The 16,286-nt window shown below is 36.7% G+C and carries 15 protein-coding genes; 1 reads left to right on the top strand and 14 read right to left on the bottom strand.

Annotated elements, in window-relative coordinates; genetic code table 11:
- Positions 1 to 6 precede the first annotated feature (6 nt).
- From floA to rpsU, 4 genes are all read right to left on the bottom strand, one after another.
- On the bottom strand, positions 7 to 1,005 hold the full coding sequence (floA, locus tag ABDZ63_RS05410) for a flotillin-like protein FloA (protein WP_343782282.1): 999 nt from the start codon (positions 1,003 to 1,005) through the stop codon (positions 7 to 9).
- A 22-nt stretch (positions 1,006 to 1,027) separates the two neighbouring features.
- Positions 1,028 to 2,356: an NfeD family protein gene (locus tag ABDZ63_RS05405; RefSeq protein ID WP_343782281.1), complete on the bottom strand. Its 1,329-nt coding sequence runs from the start codon at positions 2,354 to 2,356 to the stop codon at positions 1,028 to 1,030.
- Between the two features lie 149 nt (positions 2,357 to 2,505).
- Positions 2,506 to 2,958, bottom strand: coding sequence for a GatB/YqeY domain-containing protein (locus tag ABDZ63_RS05400; RefSeq protein ID WP_343782280.1), 453 nt, complete (start codon positions 2,956 to 2,958; stop codon positions 2,506 to 2,508).
- 19 nt (positions 2,959 to 2,977) lie between these two features.
- Positions 2,978 to 3,154, bottom strand: coding sequence for a 30S ribosomal protein S21 (gene rpsU / locus ABDZ63_RS05395; RefSeq protein ID WP_343782278.1), 177 nt, complete (start codon positions 3,152 to 3,154; stop codon positions 2,978 to 2,980).
- A 145-nt stretch (positions 3,155 to 3,299) separates the two neighbouring features.
- Here rpsU and ABDZ63_RS05390 point away from each other — a divergent pair, with 145 nt between their 5' ends.
- On the top strand, positions 3,300 to 4,244 hold the full coding sequence (locus ABDZ63_RS05390) for a Na/Pi symporter (RefSeq protein WP_343782277.1): 945 nt from the start codon (positions 3,300 to 3,302) through the stop codon (positions 4,242 to 4,244).
- A 37-nt stretch (positions 4,245 to 4,281) separates the two neighbouring features.
- On the opposite strand, the gene deoC is transcribed toward ABDZ63_RS05390, so the two are convergent.
- From deoC to lepA, 10 genes are all read right to left on the bottom strand, one after another.
- A complete protein-coding gene (deoC, locus tag ABDZ63_RS05385; protein ID WP_343782275.1) occupies positions 4,282 to 4,953 on the bottom strand; it encodes a deoxyribose-phosphate aldolase in 672 nt (223 codons plus the stop codon).
- 47 nt (positions 4,954 to 5,000) lie between these two features.
- Positions 5,001 to 6,356: a tRNA (N(6)-L-threonylcarbamoyladenosine(37)-C(2))-methylthiotransferase MtaB gene (gene mtaB / locus ABDZ63_RS05380; protein ID WP_343782274.1), complete on the bottom strand. Its 1,356-nt coding sequence runs from the start codon at positions 6,354 to 6,356 to the stop codon at positions 5,001 to 5,003.
- 5 nt (positions 6,357 to 6,361) lie between these two features.
- Entirely contained in the window at positions 6,362 to 7,129 is a 768-nt protein-coding gene (locus tag ABDZ63_RS05375; RefSeq protein WP_343782273.1) for a 16S rRNA (uracil(1498)-N(3))-methyltransferase, read from the bottom strand.
- 12 nt (positions 7,130 to 7,141) lie between these two features.
- Positions 7,142 to 8,083 (bottom strand): 50S ribosomal protein L11 methyltransferase, encoded by a 942-nt coding sequence (gene prmA, locus ABDZ63_RS05370; protein WP_343782272.1) that lies wholly within the window; start codon positions 8,081 to 8,083, stop codon positions 7,142 to 7,144.
- Between the two features lie 27 nt (positions 8,084 to 8,110).
- Positions 8,111 to 9,223 carry a molecular chaperone DnaJ gene (gene dnaJ, locus ABDZ63_RS05365; protein WP_343782271.1) on the bottom strand — a complete coding sequence of 371 codons (1,113 nt, stop codon included), beginning with the start codon at positions 9,221 to 9,223 and terminating at the stop codon, positions 8,111 to 8,113.
- Positions 9,224 to 9,387: 164 nt separating this feature from the next.
- Complete coding sequence (dnaK, locus tag ABDZ63_RS05360) at positions 9,388 to 11,211, bottom strand: molecular chaperone DnaK (RefSeq protein ID WP_343782269.1); 1,824 nt, start codon at positions 11,209 to 11,211, stop codon at positions 9,388 to 9,390.
- A gap of 43 nt (positions 11,212 to 11,254) precedes the next feature.
- A complete protein-coding gene (gene grpE, locus ABDZ63_RS05355; protein ID WP_343782268.1) occupies positions 11,255 to 11,854 on the bottom strand; it encodes a nucleotide exchange factor GrpE in 600 nt (199 codons plus the stop codon).
- 156 nt (positions 11,855 to 12,010) lie between these two features.
- On the bottom strand, positions 12,011 to 13,039 hold the full coding sequence (gene hrcA / locus ABDZ63_RS05350) for a heat-inducible transcriptional repressor HrcA (protein WP_343782267.1): 1,029 nt from the start codon (positions 13,037 to 13,039) through the stop codon (positions 12,011 to 12,013).
- A gap of 63 nt (positions 13,040 to 13,102) precedes the next feature.
- Complete coding sequence (gene hemW, locus ABDZ63_RS05345) at positions 13,103 to 14,281, bottom strand: radical SAM family heme chaperone HemW (protein ID WP_425541950.1); 1,179 nt, start codon at positions 14,279 to 14,281, stop codon at positions 13,103 to 13,105.
- A 91-nt stretch (positions 14,282 to 14,372) separates the two neighbouring features.
- The gene (gene lepA / locus ABDZ63_RS05340; RefSeq protein ID WP_343782266.1) at positions 14,373 to 16,199 is read right to left on the bottom strand and encodes a translation elongation factor 4; all 1,827 of its coding nucleotides are present in this window, start codon (positions 16,197 to 16,199) and stop codon (positions 14,373 to 14,375) included.
- Positions 16,200 to 16,286: the final 87 nt, after the last annotated feature.

Genomic DNA, 16,286 nt, shown 5'->3' with positions numbered 1-16,286 from the left:
TGGAGGTTACTTATTCTCATCATGTTCATCATTTTCATGCTTGCTTAACTTACCAATCATTTCACGCATATCAGTATCAGCAAGAACATTCTTATAGTTGACATAGTCCATAACACCCATATTACCATTACGTAGGGCCTCTGCTAATGCTTGTGGTACTAACGCCTCTGCTTCAACAACTTTAGCTTGCATTTCTTGTACTTTAGCAATGTTTTCTTGCTCACGTGCTACGGCCATGGCACGACGTTCTTCTGCTTTCGCTTGTGCAATGTTTTTATCCGCTTCTGCCTGGTCTGTTTGTAAGATTGCACCAATGTTCTTACCAATATCAATATCTGCAATATCGATTGATAGGATTTCGAATGCTGTACCCGCATCTAAACCTTTTGATAGTACATTTTGAGAAATAATGTCAGGGTTTTCTAGCACTTTATTATGGCTTTCAGAAGAACCAATTGTACTAACAATACCTTCACCTACACGGGCAATTACAGTATCTTCACCCGCACCACCTACTAAGCGGTCAATATTAGCTCGAACTGTAATACGTGATTTAGCTTTAATTTCGATACCATCCATTGCAACACCAGCGATAAATGGCGTTTCAATTACTTTTGGATTTACACTCATTTGTACTGCTTCTAATACGTCACGACCCGCTAAGTCAATAGCAGCACAACGTTCGAAGCTTAATTCAATATTAGCGCGTTGAGCAGCAATTAATGCATTAACAACACGATCAACGTTACCTCCAGCTAAGTAGTGGCTTTCAAGCTGGTTCGTATTAACTGCCAAGCCAGCTTTATGTGCTTTAATTAATGGATTAATCACCATCTTAGGTACAACTCGACGTAAACGCATACCTACTAGTGTAAAGATACTAATACGCACACCAGCTGCTAATGCGCTAATCCATAGCATGACTGGTACAAAAGTGAATAGAATTGCTATACCAATAACTAATACGGCAACAATAATGAGTGGAAATAAATCTGCTAATTCCATGTTTAACTCCTCCTAAAAAATATTATTCTTCTTTATTTAATTCTCGAACGACAATTCGAGAACCTTCCACCTTAACAATTTTGACCGGTTTATTCCTGTCAATAAAAGCACCTTCAGTTACAACATCTAATCTTTCATCACCAAATAAAGCTGCACCTGATGGCCTTAAGAATGTTAGAGCATACCCTTCCATTCCAATAAGATCACGCCTTGTTTCATTGGACACATAACCTAATTCATTACTGGTTTGATCTTTTAAAACTAAGTATTTAAACAACCCTCTATTAGTATCAAGTTTTTTAAATAAAATGAATGCTAGAACAAGGGCCAATAATAATGAAATACCAATACTCATTGCCATATGGCCCATATCAGCACCGGATACAAGCATAGCTCCTAAGATAGCTCCCCCACCAATAATACCAAATACACCACTAGGGAAGAATATTTCGAGTATAATTAATATTAAACCTGAGAGCAGTAAAATCATTGCCTCATGCCCAGCAAAACCAGCAATTAAGTGACCATAGAAGAATAAAAGTAGTGATGATACTCCCATGATACCAGGTATACCAAAACCTGGCGAGTATAATTCGACGATTAAACCAATACTTGCAACTGATAACAATATCGGAATCACGATCGGACTTGTTACAAACCTTGCAATATTCTCAGATATAGTTGGTGATGTTTCAACGATTTGAGGATTTTCAATATCTAAGCTTGCTAACACTTCCTCTCGATCACTCACAACACCCTCAGCATAACCAACCTCATAAGCTTGTGATGGTGATAACGTTAAGAAATCACCTTGGCCTGCTCCATATTCACTCATATCAATTGAGTCATCAGCCATGGCTCGCGCAAAAATGGGATCGCGATCATTTCTTTCAGCTGCTGCTTCCATAGCTGAAACCCAAGCTGATTGTGCTTTTGAATCCGCAGCTGACCCATCTCCTGTTACAACCCCTGAAGCACCCATAGTTGCCCCTTCATTCATATAAATATCAGCTGCCATTAGTGATATGTATGAGCCTGCTGATAAGGCTTGACTTTTAATATAGGCGGTTGTTGGAATATTTACTGCTGAGAGTAACCCTGCAATCTCATTAGCTGAATCAACACGCCCGCCAGGTGTATCAATTTCAAAAATAATATGATCAGCGAAGTTCTCTTCAGCTTCTTGAATACTTCGGTCCATAAAAGCGACTAATCCACGTTCGACTTCCTCTTCAACAGGAACAACATATACAAGCGGCCTTGAAGGATCATCTTCTGCTTCCACAAGCCCTTGATATAGCCCTATAAATGACAAAGCAAAGATTACAACAAGATACATTGTTTTCCTCATCTTATGTATCCCTCCCTCCACTTTCAAATAGTTATACTATTCTCACATTAATTATAATTAAAAAATAAGTGCTAACTAAATCAATGTCATCTGTATATTATAACATTCATACACGATGTTTACATTGAAATGCTAGCACCTATCTTCCTTTACCTTACCTGCAATTGTTGCATAACTAACTGGTTCACTTTAGAGCCATCTGTTTTACCTTTTACTTTAGGCATAACAGCACTCATAACTTGACCTATATCTTGCTTTGAAGTTACACCAATTTCTTGAATAGTCTCTTCAATAACTTGACGTAAATCTTCATCAGACAACTGTTCAGGTAAATATGTCTCAATAAGAGCTAATTCTTGCTCCGTTTTGTCAACTAAATCTTCACGACTAGCTTCCTTGAACTCTTGGAGGGAGTCTTTTCTTTGCTTTACTTCACGAGTTAGGACTTGAAGCTCCTCTTCTTCAGTGAGCTCTTCATCTTTTTTCTTGATTGCTTCATTTTGCAATGAAGATTTAATTCCACGAATGACCGTAAGCTTATCTTTTTCCTTGTTTTTCATAGCTTGTTTCATATCTTCGTTTAAACGATCAAGCAAAGCCATTAAAAATTACACCCTCTTTTTACTTTTTACGCTTTCTTGCAGCTTCTGACTTCTTCTTACGACGTTCGCTCGGTTTTTCATAGAATTCACGCTTACGATACTCAGATAGCGTGCCGTTCTTAGAAACCGAACGTCTAAAGCGTCGAAGAGCATCCTCAATAGACTCATTCTTTCTAACGCGAGTTGAATTTGACATGCTCTACCCTCCCTCCAAATAAAACGCATAAATCAAAATGTGCCCTTAGCACATCTTTGCTTATTATATTAAAGATTTGCCAATTGGTCAATCTTTTACGCATGACTTGTCCTATTCTACCATAAAATGAATCGAGGTGTTGATTATGTATTCATTAACTTTATTGGTTTTTGTTTTTATCGCAATATTTATTTTTGGAATTGTTTTAATGCGCATTGGTTTTCAAACTTTAACCTATACCCACATTAAACAATTCACACCAAATCTATCCCCACTAAACGGATTGTTAGCTGGGTTAATTTTAACCGCTTTACTTCAAAGTAGTTCTGCATCTATAGCTATCCTGATTACCTTTATGGCTTCAATGCGCAGGTCATTAAAGTTTGCTATTTGTTATATTATTGGCGCTAACATCGGAACAACTTTTACTGCTCAACTATTTGTTTGGAATAATTTAGATTTAATGTGGTTCTGTTTATTAGTTGGGCTCTTTTTAATTATGATCCCACTACAACATTATTTATGGTTTTCTACTGGTGTAATCCTTTTTGGTTTAGGTGTGATTTTTACAGCTTTATATGGACTTGATAATCTAGCAAGTGTCATACCATCATCTAGGATCGAGGAATTAGTTGGCGCCGAACAACAATCTACATTGCACCTACTCTTTTTAGGGTTTACAATGACGACAATTATTCAATCTTCCACAACAGTAACCGGAATATTAATGAGTTTTTCACAGGATGGTTTAATTCCGTTAGCTCATACTTACTATTTGCTATTAGGTGCTAATATCGGGACTTGTATTACAATTTTAATTGTCTCAATTAGTCAGCCCTTTTATGCTAAAATTACGGCGTATGCTCATATATGGATTAATGTTTTAGGGGCGATTATCGCATTCCCAAGTATATTCAGAGAGCCGTTAATCCAGTTATCTATTTGGCTTACATCTAACCCAGAACAACAAATTGTTTTTATTTCAATATTATATAACGTTGCTACAGGTATTATATTTTTGTTGTTTCTAAGACCATTTAGTAAGTTTATAACGTCTATTCATAAAGAAAAAAGAGAGGTACGAGCTTAAGTCGCGCGTACCTCTCTTTTTAAATTTAAACAAACTATTAATAATCTGTTGTAGATGTTTCACCATTGACAATTTGAACACCTGAAGATGCTCCGATGCGTGTAGCACCTGCATCAATCAGCGCATTAGCATCATCAAGTCCCTTTACACCACCAGATGCTTTTACACCCATTTCAGGACCCACTGTTAAACGCATTAAACGGATATCTTCTACTGTTGCACCGCCTCCGGAGAAGCCTGTTGATGTTTTAACAAAGTCAGCGCCGGCGCGTTTAGAAATTTCACATGCTTTAACTTTTTCGTCTTTCGTTAATAATGATGTTTCAATAATAACTTTAACTAAAGCTTGTTTTTCCGCTTCAGTAACCACTGCTTTAATATCTCTTTCGACCTCTTCATATTGGCCATCTTTTAGTGAACCAATATTAATAACCATATCGATTTCTGTTGCTCCGTTTTCAATAGCCTGTTTTGTTTCAAAAGCTTTTGCTTCTGGTGTCGTTGCTCCTAAAGGGAACCCAATAACTGTACAAACTTTTACATCTGTATCCTTAAGTAGTTCATAACAGTGTGCTACCCATGTTGGGTTAACACAAACAGATACAAAACTATTCTCTTTTGCTTCTTGGCAGATTTGATTAATTTTTTCAGTTTGGGTTTCTGGTTTTAACTGTGTGTGATCGATCATGCTTGCTAATGTTTGTCCCATTGTAATCTCTCCTTAATTATTAAATCCAAATAAAAGTTAAAATACGTTTAAGAAATATTCAGAGCTTCGTTATGACTCTCATCAGTCATCGCACGAACAAACTGTCCCTCATTATAAGGATAGCCAGCTTTAGTTATCTTAACTCTTACAATTTGTCCGACTAATTCTTTAGGGCATTCAAAAACCACTTTTAAGTAGTTGTCTGAATAACCCTCATATAAGCCACTATTTGAATCTTTCTTATAAGGTTCTTCAGGAATAACCTCTAGTATTTCGCCTTCATATTGAGAGGCATATTCTTTTGCTTGTTGGTCGGATAACTCAATAAGACGGTGAACGCGGTCAACTTTCGTATCGTCATCAATTTGATCTTTCATACGAGCAGCAGGCGTACCGCTTCTCATAGAATATGGGAAAACGTGTAATTCAGAAAACCCGATTTCTTGAATAGAGTGATAAGTTTCCATGAATTCCTCTTCAGTCTCACCAGGAAATCCAACGATAACATCAGACGTAATAGCTAGGCCTGGTAATGCCTGCTTAACTTTCTCTAGGCGACTATGATAGAAGTCCATTGTATATTTACGACGCATACGCTTAAGTACTGTATCAGAACCAGCTTGAAGCGGAATGTGTAAATGTCTAACAATTTTATCAGACTGATCTAATATATCAATGACCTCATCTGTTATTTGACTTGCTTCAATCGAAGAGATCCTAATACGCTTTAAGCCTGTTACTTTTTCATCTAAGTCTTTTAATAACGCAGCCAAATTGCAATCCTTTAAATCTTCACCATAGCCACCAGTATGAATACCTGTTAAGACAATTTCTTTATACCCTGCATCTACTAATTGTTGTGCTTGATTAACTACATCTTCTGGTGGCCTAGAGCGCATTAAACCTCTCGCCCAAGGAATGATGCAAAAAGTACAGAAATTGTTACAACCTTCCTGGATTTTAAGAGATGCTCTAGTACGGTCAGTAAAGAAAGGGACATCCATTTCTTCAAAGGTACGTGTTTTCATAATGTTGTTTACACCATTAATTGGTTGACGTTCCTTCTTGTAACGCTCTATGTACTCGAGCATGTTACGACGCTCTTGTGTACCTACAACAATATCAACACCTGGTATCTCCATAATTTCATCTGGAGATGTTTGAGCATAGCATCCTGTTACACAAATTACAGCATCTGGATTCTTTCTAATAGCGCGACGAATAATTTGTCTACTTTTTTTATCTCCAGTGTTTGTTACCGTGCAAGTATTAATAACATAGACATCTGAAATTTGGTTAAAGTCAACACGTTCATAGTCCTGTTCTTTAAAGAATTGCCAAATCGCTTCTGTTTCATAATGGTTTACTTTACAACCTAATGTGTGAAATGCAACTGTTGTCACATTATTCACCTCCATTCTTCAAGATAAAAAGAAAGAGCAGATAAAATGTATAGTGGGGCCGTTTCACTTCTTAAGATTCTTGGTCCCAGTCTAATTGGTGTCACGTCTTCTTCTTGGCACAGCTGTAATTCAGCTTCAGAAATACCACCTTCTGGGCCAACTATGACTAACACATCATCACCTTCATTAAAATGTTCAATCGTATGAGCGAACGAATTATCCTTATTCTCTAAACTTTTAGCTTCATATTCACTGGCTACCATAATTTGATCAAAGGTTCGATCTTGTAAAAGCGACCTTAAATTTTGAAGGCTTCCAATTGATGGAACAGTTTGCCTATGAGACTGTTCACCAGCTTCCTTCGCGATTTTTTGTAATCTTTGAATTTTTTTGTCGGCTTTTTTCTCATCCCACTTTACAACTGAACGGTCCATCTTTAAAGGAATTAATTCACGCATGCCAAGTTCAGTACCTTTTTGGACAACTAAGTCTAGCTTATCACCTTTAGGTAAACCATAAGCTATCGTAACATTTACCGGTAATTCATTTTGTTCATCTAGTGGTTTAACAATCTCACCATGAATTGTTTTATCACTGTCAACAATTTCTACTATTTTAACAAGATAGCTTTGTTCACTAGGATCGCAACAAATGAACTCATCATCTATTTGCATTCTCATGACGTTTACAATGTGATGATAATCGTCATTTTTAATAATTAAACGATCATTAGGCAATTGCCATTGATTCTCTGGGATAAAATATCGTTGCATGTAAATTCCTCATTATTCTGGCTTCTTAGCGATGATTGAGATCCAATCTTCCATTTGGTTTACTTCTAGTATGTTAAACCCTTGCTGTTCTAAATCAGATTTCACTAATTCTTTTTTACCTTTAATGATACCAGATGTAATAAAATAACCACCCGGTTTAATTAAGTCGAATGCCTCTTTAGTTGTTTGCACGATTATTTCAGCTAAAATATTTGAAACAATGACATCTGCTTTGGTTTCAATGTTTTTTAATAAATCATTCTGTTTTGATTCAACATATTCATGGACACGGTTTAATTTAGTGTTAATGGTTGTGCTTTTAACAGCTACATCATCTAAATCAAACGCTTTAACATTAATAGAACCAAGTAAAGCTGATGCAATTGATAAGACACCAGAACCTGAGCCAACATCTATCACGGTATCTCCTTTGTTAATATAGCGCTCAAGTGCTTGTAAACTTAGTACCGTTGTCGGATGTGTTCCCGTTCCAAAAGCCATCCCAGGGTCTAATTCAATAATAATTTCGTCACTACTTACCGGCTCATACTCTTCCCAAGTTGGTATAATGGTAATTTTTTCTGAGATTTTGACAGGCTTATAGTATTTCTTCCAAGCTGTTGCCCATTCCTCTTCGTTAATCTCAGAAATTGTAACATTATTCTTTCCGATATCAATATCAAACTTAACAAGGTTGTTAATAGCCTGTTTAACTTCTTCTACAGTCTCACCTAAAAAGCTATTAACAGGTAAATAAGCTTTAATATAAACGCCTTCCTCAGGATAATTACTTGGGTCTAAATCATAGATTGTGCCATAAAGTGTAGACCTTTCTTGAAACAAATCTTGACGATCTTCAATAACCACGCCACTCGCACCAGATTCATGAAGAATATTCGAAATTGGTTCAATTGCTTCATTAGTGGTATGAATCTTTATTTCAGACCATTTCACGTACCATCAACTCGCTTTAATATTTTATTAACCTTTAAAAGCCCTTTTAAAACGCTTGAATAGACTATCTTGTTGTTCATCTAAAGAATCTTCACCACTTAATTCATGGAATTCACGCAGCAATTCTTTTTGACGATCATTTATGCTTTTAGGAACCATAACCTTTACAAGAATATGTTGATCACCTTGACCATAGCCATGGACATTAGGTGCTCCTTTACCTTTCAAGCGGAAATGAGTACCTGTTTGAGTACCGGCTGGGATTTTTAATTTAACCCGCCCATGTACAGTCGGCACTTCAAGCTCATCACCTAATGTTGCTTGTGTGAACGTAATTGGGATTTCGCATAAGATATCATCGCCATCACGCTCAAAAAATTCATGTCGTTTCACGCGTACAACAACAAATAAATCTCCAGGAGGGCCACCATTCACTCCAGGTCCACCCTGAGCAGATACTCTTATTTGCTGTCCATCTTCAATACCACCAGGGATGTTAATATCAATTTTCTTACGCTTTTTAACATTCCCTGCACCACCACAAGTCGAACATTTTTCTTCAACAAATTGTCCTGTTCCTGAACAGTGATTACATACTCTTCTATTAACAACACGACCAAATGGTGTATTTTGTTCAACATTCATTTGGCCCGCTCCATTACAGTGCGAACAAGTTGATACTGTAGCACCAGGTTTAGCACCCGATCCATCACACGTTTCACATTTTTCTTCTTTAGGAAGGTGAATGGTCGTTTCTTTACCAAATACAGCTTCCTCAAACTCTATTTCCATAGTATATTGAAGATCTTGACCTTGTCTTGGGGCATTCGGGTCTCTTCTACCTCCACCACCAAAGAACATGTCGAAAATATCACCGAAATCGCCAAAGCCTTCTGCTCCACCAAACCCTTGACCTTGCTGAGCACCAGCATGGCCGAAGCGGTCATATTGCTGGCGTTTTTGTTCATTACTTAATGTTTCATAAGCTTCTTTAGCTTCTTTAAATTTGTCTGCAGCATTTGCTTCTTCGCTTACATCAGGGTGATATTGCCTTGCTAGTTTTCTATATGCTTTTTTAATTTCATCTTTTGATGCGTCCTTTGACACACCTAATACATCATAATAATCTCGTTTACTCAATTGAAGACCACACTCCCGTATCTTCTCGCATAAAGTTTATAATAACATTCTAATTGCGTTTCCTGCAATTATCCATAAGTGACCGTCCACTTATAGCAATCATAAATAAAGTCAAAGCCAAGTAATACTTGTTCTTGACTTTGACTTTTGAACATTGACTTCAATTACTTCTTGTCATCTTCATTAACTTCTTCATACTCAGCATCTACAACGTTGTCATCTGATTGACCTTCGCTTTCTTGTGCTTGCTCGGCTTGTTGTTGTGCTTGTTCATACATTTTCACAGATAAGTTTTGAACCTCTTGCTCTAAGGCTTCTTTCTTCTCTTTAATAGCTTCCATATCTTCGCCTTCTAGTGCATTTTGAAGCTCTTCTTTTGCTGATTCAGCTTTTTGCTTTTCTTCTTCTGTGACGTTTTCACCAAGATCAGTAATCGTTTTATCTGTTGTGAAAACTAATTGATCTGCTTCATTACGAAGTTCAACTTCTTCACGACGTTTTTTATCTTCTTCTGCATTCTCTTCTGCCTGTTTCACCATGTCTTCAACTTCTTCATCAGACAGACCTGAAGATGACTTAATGGTAATTGATTGTTCTTTATTCGTACCTAAATCTTTTGCACTTACGTTTACAATACCATTAGCATCGATATCGAACTTAACTTCGATTTGTGGTACACCACGTGGTGCTGGTGGAATATCACTTAATTGGAAACGACCTAATGTTTTGTTATCAGCTGCCATTTCACGCTCACCTTGTAGGACATGAATATCTACAGAAGGCTGGTTATCTGCAGCTGTAGAGAATACTTGTGATTCACTTGTTGGGATTGTTGTATTACGTTCGATTAACTTTGTAAATACGCCACCCATTGTTTCAATACCTAATGAAAGTGGAGTAACGTCTAATAATACAACATCTTTAACATCACCCTGTAAAACTCCACCTTGTATAGCTGCTCCTAGTGCAACAACTTCATCTGGGTTAACACCTTTAGATGGTTCTTTTCCGATTTCTTTTTGAATTGCTTCTTGTACTGCTGGGATACGAGTAGAGCCGCCAACAAGAATCGCTTGATGAATTTCTGAAGGAGACATATCTGCATCTTTTAGTGCACGGCGAGTCGGTCCCATTGTACGCTCAACTAGCTCTGAAGCAATTTCTTCAAATTTAGCGCGTGTTAAGTTCATTTCTAAGTGTAATGGTCCTGCATCACCAGCCGTAATGAATGGTAATGAAATTTGAGTTTGTGCAACACCTGATAAATCTTTCTTCGCTTTTTCAGCAGCTTCTTTTAAGCGTTGTAGTGCCATTTTATCTTGAGATAGGTCAATGCCATTCTCTTTTCTAAATTCAGCTACCATATGATCAATAATTACTTGGTCAAAGTCATCACCACCAAGTTTATTGTCACCTGCTGTTGCTACTACTTCAAATGTACCATCACCAATATCTAGAATAGATACGTCAAACGTACCACCACCAAGATCATAGACAAGTACTGTTTGATCTTGATCCTGATCAATTCCATAAGCTAAAGCAGCTGCAGTCGGTTCGTTAATAATACGTTCAACTTCTAATCCAGCAATTTTACCGGAATCTTTAGTCGCCTGACGCTCTGCATCGTTGAAATATGCTGGAACCGTAATAACTGCCTTAGATACTTCTTCACCTAAGTAATCTTCTGCGTATGATTTAATATGTTGTAAAATAATAGCCGAAACTTCTTGAGGCGTGTATTCCTTACCTTCAATTTCAACTTTATAGTCAGTACCCATATGACGCTTAACTGATTGAATTGTATTAGGGTTCGTAATTGCTTGTCGTTTAGCTACTTCACCTACTTGACGTTCACCATTTTTAAATGCAACGACTGAAGGTGTCGTACGATTACCTTCTGGGTTTGGAATAACCTTTGATTCCCCACCTTCCATTACCGATACACATGAGTTTGTTGTACCTAAATCAATACCGATTATTTTACTCATAAGTAAAACATCCTCCTTTATATTAAGAAATCCTTTTGTTTTTTTATTCGTTTACTTTAACCATTGCTGGTCGAATAACTCTGTCTTTTAGTTGATATCCTTTTTGAAGTACTTCAATAATTTGGTTAGATTCATAACCTTCCTCACTTACTTGCATCACTGCTTGGTGTTTTTGTGGGTCAAACTGGGCACCCTCTGCTTCAACTTCTTCTATCCCATTTTGCTCTAAAGCTTGCTTCAATTGGTTATAAACCATTTTTATACCATCAGCAAATGATTGTGTACTATCATCGTTTACTTCAACTTGAAGCGCACGCTCGAAATTGTCGACAACAGGAATCAAGTCATTAGCTATATCTTGTGCTTTATACTTTAGGTCTGACTCTTTATCTTTCTTCGTACGACGACGGAAGTTATCAAAGTCAGCTTGCAGTCTAGCGAGTTTCTCTTGAAGAGCTTCTTTTTCCTGATTTAATTGTTCAACTTCTGAACCTTCACTAATTTCATCAGTATGCTCTTGTTGACCCTCAGCTACTTGTCCTTCTTCAGTTACCTCAGAATCTGAATCTTGAGCTTCATTTGGTCTCTCTTCAGTTACTTCATCAGTTTTCACTTCTTCTTGATTATTAACTCGTTCATCCATTACAGTCACCCCCTATTAGATCATTGCTTTTTCCAATTGTTAAATATACCACTTCATGAGTTAAAACAAAACCTAAACGTTAAGAAACTTGACGAATTTTATACATTCGCCAAGTGAATATAGTCAACTTAGACATAATCCATTTTTCCCGCAATATTAGTCTTTAAACCAATTATGCAGTGATTGACTCATGTTGTTTGACCATAAATCCAATAAAGATACAGCTTTTGCATATTCCATACGTATTGGCCCTAGTAAGGCAATCGTACCTATTTGATTCTCACCAATTGAGTAAGTCGCTGTAATTAAAGTGCAGTTATTCATAGCTTCAATTTCATTTTCTTGACCTATTGAGATATGCATTCCTTCTTCGCTTGCTTTTAATAATGGAGTGATTGTTTCCTCACTTTCCATAATATTAAATAAAGAACGTGCCTTCTCAATATCATTGAATTCTGGTTGCATTAAAATATTCGACTTACCACTCACGTATAAACTGGATGTCTGATGATTAAATAAGGCTTGCTGGATTAAATCATAAGACTTTTGAAAATTGGATGTGTATCGATTTAAAAGGTCGATGACTTCACTTTCAATCATACGATCTAAATAAATAATCGGTACGCCAACCAACTTTTCATTTAAAATATTGACGACCTTCTCTAAATCAGAATGGTCAATGGTTGATGGAACAGCGAAAGAACGATGCTCCACATGCCCTGTATCCGTTACTAGAATTGCGATTGCTGATTGTTTGTTAATCGGAACAATTTGTAATTGCTTAAGTTTCGTCTCATAAACTTCTGGCCCTAAAACCAAAGTGGTGTATTGAGTAAGATCAGACAAAATGTGGGCGGAGTTTTGCATAACTTTCTCCATCTCAATCATTCTTTCATCGAATTGAGATTGAATCAGGCGCACTTCATCACTAGACAGATTAAATGGTGACATAATATGGTCAACATAAAATCGATAACCCTTTTCAGAGGGGACTCGTCCTGATGAGCTATGCGTCTTCGTTAAAAATCCTTCTTCTTCCAAATCGGCCATATCATTACGAATAGTAGCTGGGCTGTAAGAAATGTGTTCTTTCTTCGCAATGTTCCTTGACCCTATTGGTTGGGCTGTTTCGATAAACTCATCAATAATGACTTGTAATATTAATGCCTGACGTTCTGTAAGCATGTGCATCACCCCTGTTAGCACTCACCACTCTTGAGTGCTAATACTAATATTAAATTATCAAAATCAAGATAGACTGTCAATTGGAAACTTCTTATTCCAAACATCATCATCAATTAAAAATGAAGCAAAGACATCATTACCAAATAACATACCTTCTCGAGTCAACGAGATTGTTTGGTCGAACTGATTGATCCAACCTTGTTGCTGTAAATAATCAATCTCTTTATTATAAAGGTCAAACATTGAAAAACCGTACTTTTCCTTAAATAAATGGTCTGACACACCACTTTGTCTTCTCAACCCTAAAAACATTTCTTCTTCCACTTGTTCTTTTAATGGTACTTCCTCAGAATGAAGCACAGGCTTCACTCCTTGTTTAATTTGATCTTCATAATGGTTAACAGGTCGTAAATTAACGTATCGTTCTCCATTTAGATAACCATGAGCACCTGCACCAAAAGCATAATAAGGCACATTATCCCAATATGTTAAATTATGTTTACTTTCATAACCTGGCTTTGAGAAATTGCTAATTTCATAATGGTTTAGGCCATGAGCTGCCATTAAGTCAATTAACGCATGAAACATCTTAGCCTCTTCTTCCTCTTTAGGCTTTGATAATTTCCCTTTTTGATAACGCATGTAAAATACCGTTTTTGGCTCAATTTGCAAGGCGTATGAAGAATAATGAGGTAAGTCATAGGATAAAGCTTGTTTTAATGTACTTTGGAAATGCTCTAGTGATTGATTGGGTAAAGCGTAAATAAAATCCATGCTAATATTATTCAACCCATAACTCTGTAACATTGAGACAGAACGATCGACATCTTCTACAGAGTGAATTCTGTTAAGCTCAGTTAAATAATCGTTATCTAATACTTGAACTCCTAAAGAAACTCGGTTCACACCATATTGAGCCATAAGCTGTACATGGCCTTCTTGGAATTCCCCTGGGTTCGCTTCAATCGTATATTCTTCTATCTCGTTGATATTAAAGTAAGAAGATATAATTTGAAATAACCTCTCTAATTGCTTCTCGTTTAAACTAGTTGGTGTACCACCACCAATATAAATAGTACGTACGATCGCTCGTGTATTTTTAATATACATCCCTATTTCTTTGTCTAAAGACTCTAAATATGAATCTGCGATTTCCTCATGATAATACATTTTGGCAAAATCACAGTAATGGCAAATTTCATGACAAAATGGAATGTGTATATAAACAGCTTGTGCATTCATATAATCCCTACTCTCATATAAAATATTTTTCACTGCCAATTACGATAAACATAATAAAGGCCAGACCAAAAGCGGCCGGCCTTTTTTAGCATTATTTATTTTTGTTTTGATCATCGTCCATTTCTAAAACTGACATAAAGGCTTCTTGTGGCACTTCGACTTTTCCTACCATCTTCATACGTTGTTTACCTTCTTTTTGCTTTTCTAATAACTTACGCTTACGTGAAATGTCACCACCATAACATTTAGATAAAACGTTTTTACGCATCGCTTTAATGGTTGAGCGCGCAACGATTTTATTTCCGATTGCAGCTTGTACTGGAACTTCAAATTGTTGTCTAGGAATTAAATTCTTTAATTTCTCTGCAATTTGTTTACCACGGTGAAATGCGAAGTCACGGTGTACAATAAAGGATAACGCATCGATCGTTTCACTATTTAATAAGATATCCATTTTTACAAGGTCAGACGGCTTATACCCTTTCAATTCATAATCGAATGAAGCATAACCTTTTGTTTGTGATTTAAGCTGGTCAAAAAAATCATAAACGATTTCTGAAAGTGGAATGTCATAAACGATGTTCACGCGGTTTTCATCCATGTATTGCATATCTGCATATTCGCCGCGCTTCTTTTGACAAATTTCCATAACTGGACCAACAAAGTCGTTTGGGACCATGACTGATGCTGTTACAAATGGTTCACGTACTTCTTTAATTTGTTGGGTTTCAGGCATAAGAGATGGATTTTCAATTTCGATAACCTCACCATCATTCATCTCAACCTCATAAATTACACTTGGTGCTGTTGTAATGAGCTCTATATCAAACTCACGTTCAATTCTTTCTTGAATAATCTCCATATGCAATAAACCTAAAAATCCACAACGGAAGCCAAATCCTAATGCTTGTGATGTTTCAGGCTCATACTGTAGTGAAGAGTCGTTTAATTCAAGACGCTCTAACGCATCACGTAAATCATTGTAATCATCAGCACTTACCGGGAATAAACCACAATAAACCATAGGATTTAAGCGTCGATAACCAGGTAAAGGACCATCAGCTGGACGATTGGCAAGTGTAATCGTATCACCAACACGGGTATCTTTTACATTTTTAATTGAAGCCGTTAAGAAGCCAACATCCCCAACTGATAACTCTTTTTTCTTCACTGGGTTTGGTGTAAATACACCTAATTCATTAATTTCAAACTCTTTATCTGTTTGCATCATTTTAATCTTATCGCCAATCTTCAATGATCCTTCTTTAATACACGTATAAGCAATCACTCCACGATAAGAATCGTACAGGGAGTCAAAAATTAACGCTTTCGTTGGGTCTTCTTCTTTACCCTCTGGTGCTGGAATATCTGTTACAATACGTTCCATAATTTCATCAATACCAAGTCCATCTTTAGCAGATGCTAGAATCGCTTCATCTCCATCAATACCAATCACATCTTCAATTTCTTGTTTAACACGATCAACATCGGCACTCGGCAAATCAATCTTGTTTATGACTGGAATGATTTCTAAATCGTTATCTAAAGCTAAATAAACATTCGCTAACGTTTGGGCTTCTATTCCTTGTGCTGCATCAACAACTAAAATAGCACCTTCACATGCTGCTAAACTACGTGAAACTTCATATGTAAAGTCAACATGACCTGGGGTATCAATTAGGTGAAAGATATAATCCTCCCCATCACTTGCAGCATATTCTAGTTGGACTGAGTTCAATTTAATTGTAATGCCTCGTTCGCGTTCTAAGTCCATTGCATCTAAATACTGCTCTTTCATCTCACGGTTTGTTAATGCTTTTGTCTTTTCTAAAATACGATCAGCTAAAGTCGACTTACCATGGTCGATATGAGCTATAATCGAGAAATTTCGAATGTATTGTTGTCTTTTATTAGTCAAAATTCACCACTCCTGTCACGTCCATTCGCTAGCTCGATTATAGCAATACCGAGCATTTTATTCAATTGTCGGTATCTAGTTTTGTCA

This window comes from Alkalibacillus silvisoli, from assembly GCF_039521975.1.
Classification (GTDB): Bacteria; Bacillota; Bacilli; order Bacillales; family Alkalibacillaceae; genus Alkalibacillus; species Alkalibacillus silvisoli.
The sequence above is the reverse complement of the archived record's forward strand: the minus strand, read 5'-3'. Positions and strand labels throughout refer to the sequence as shown.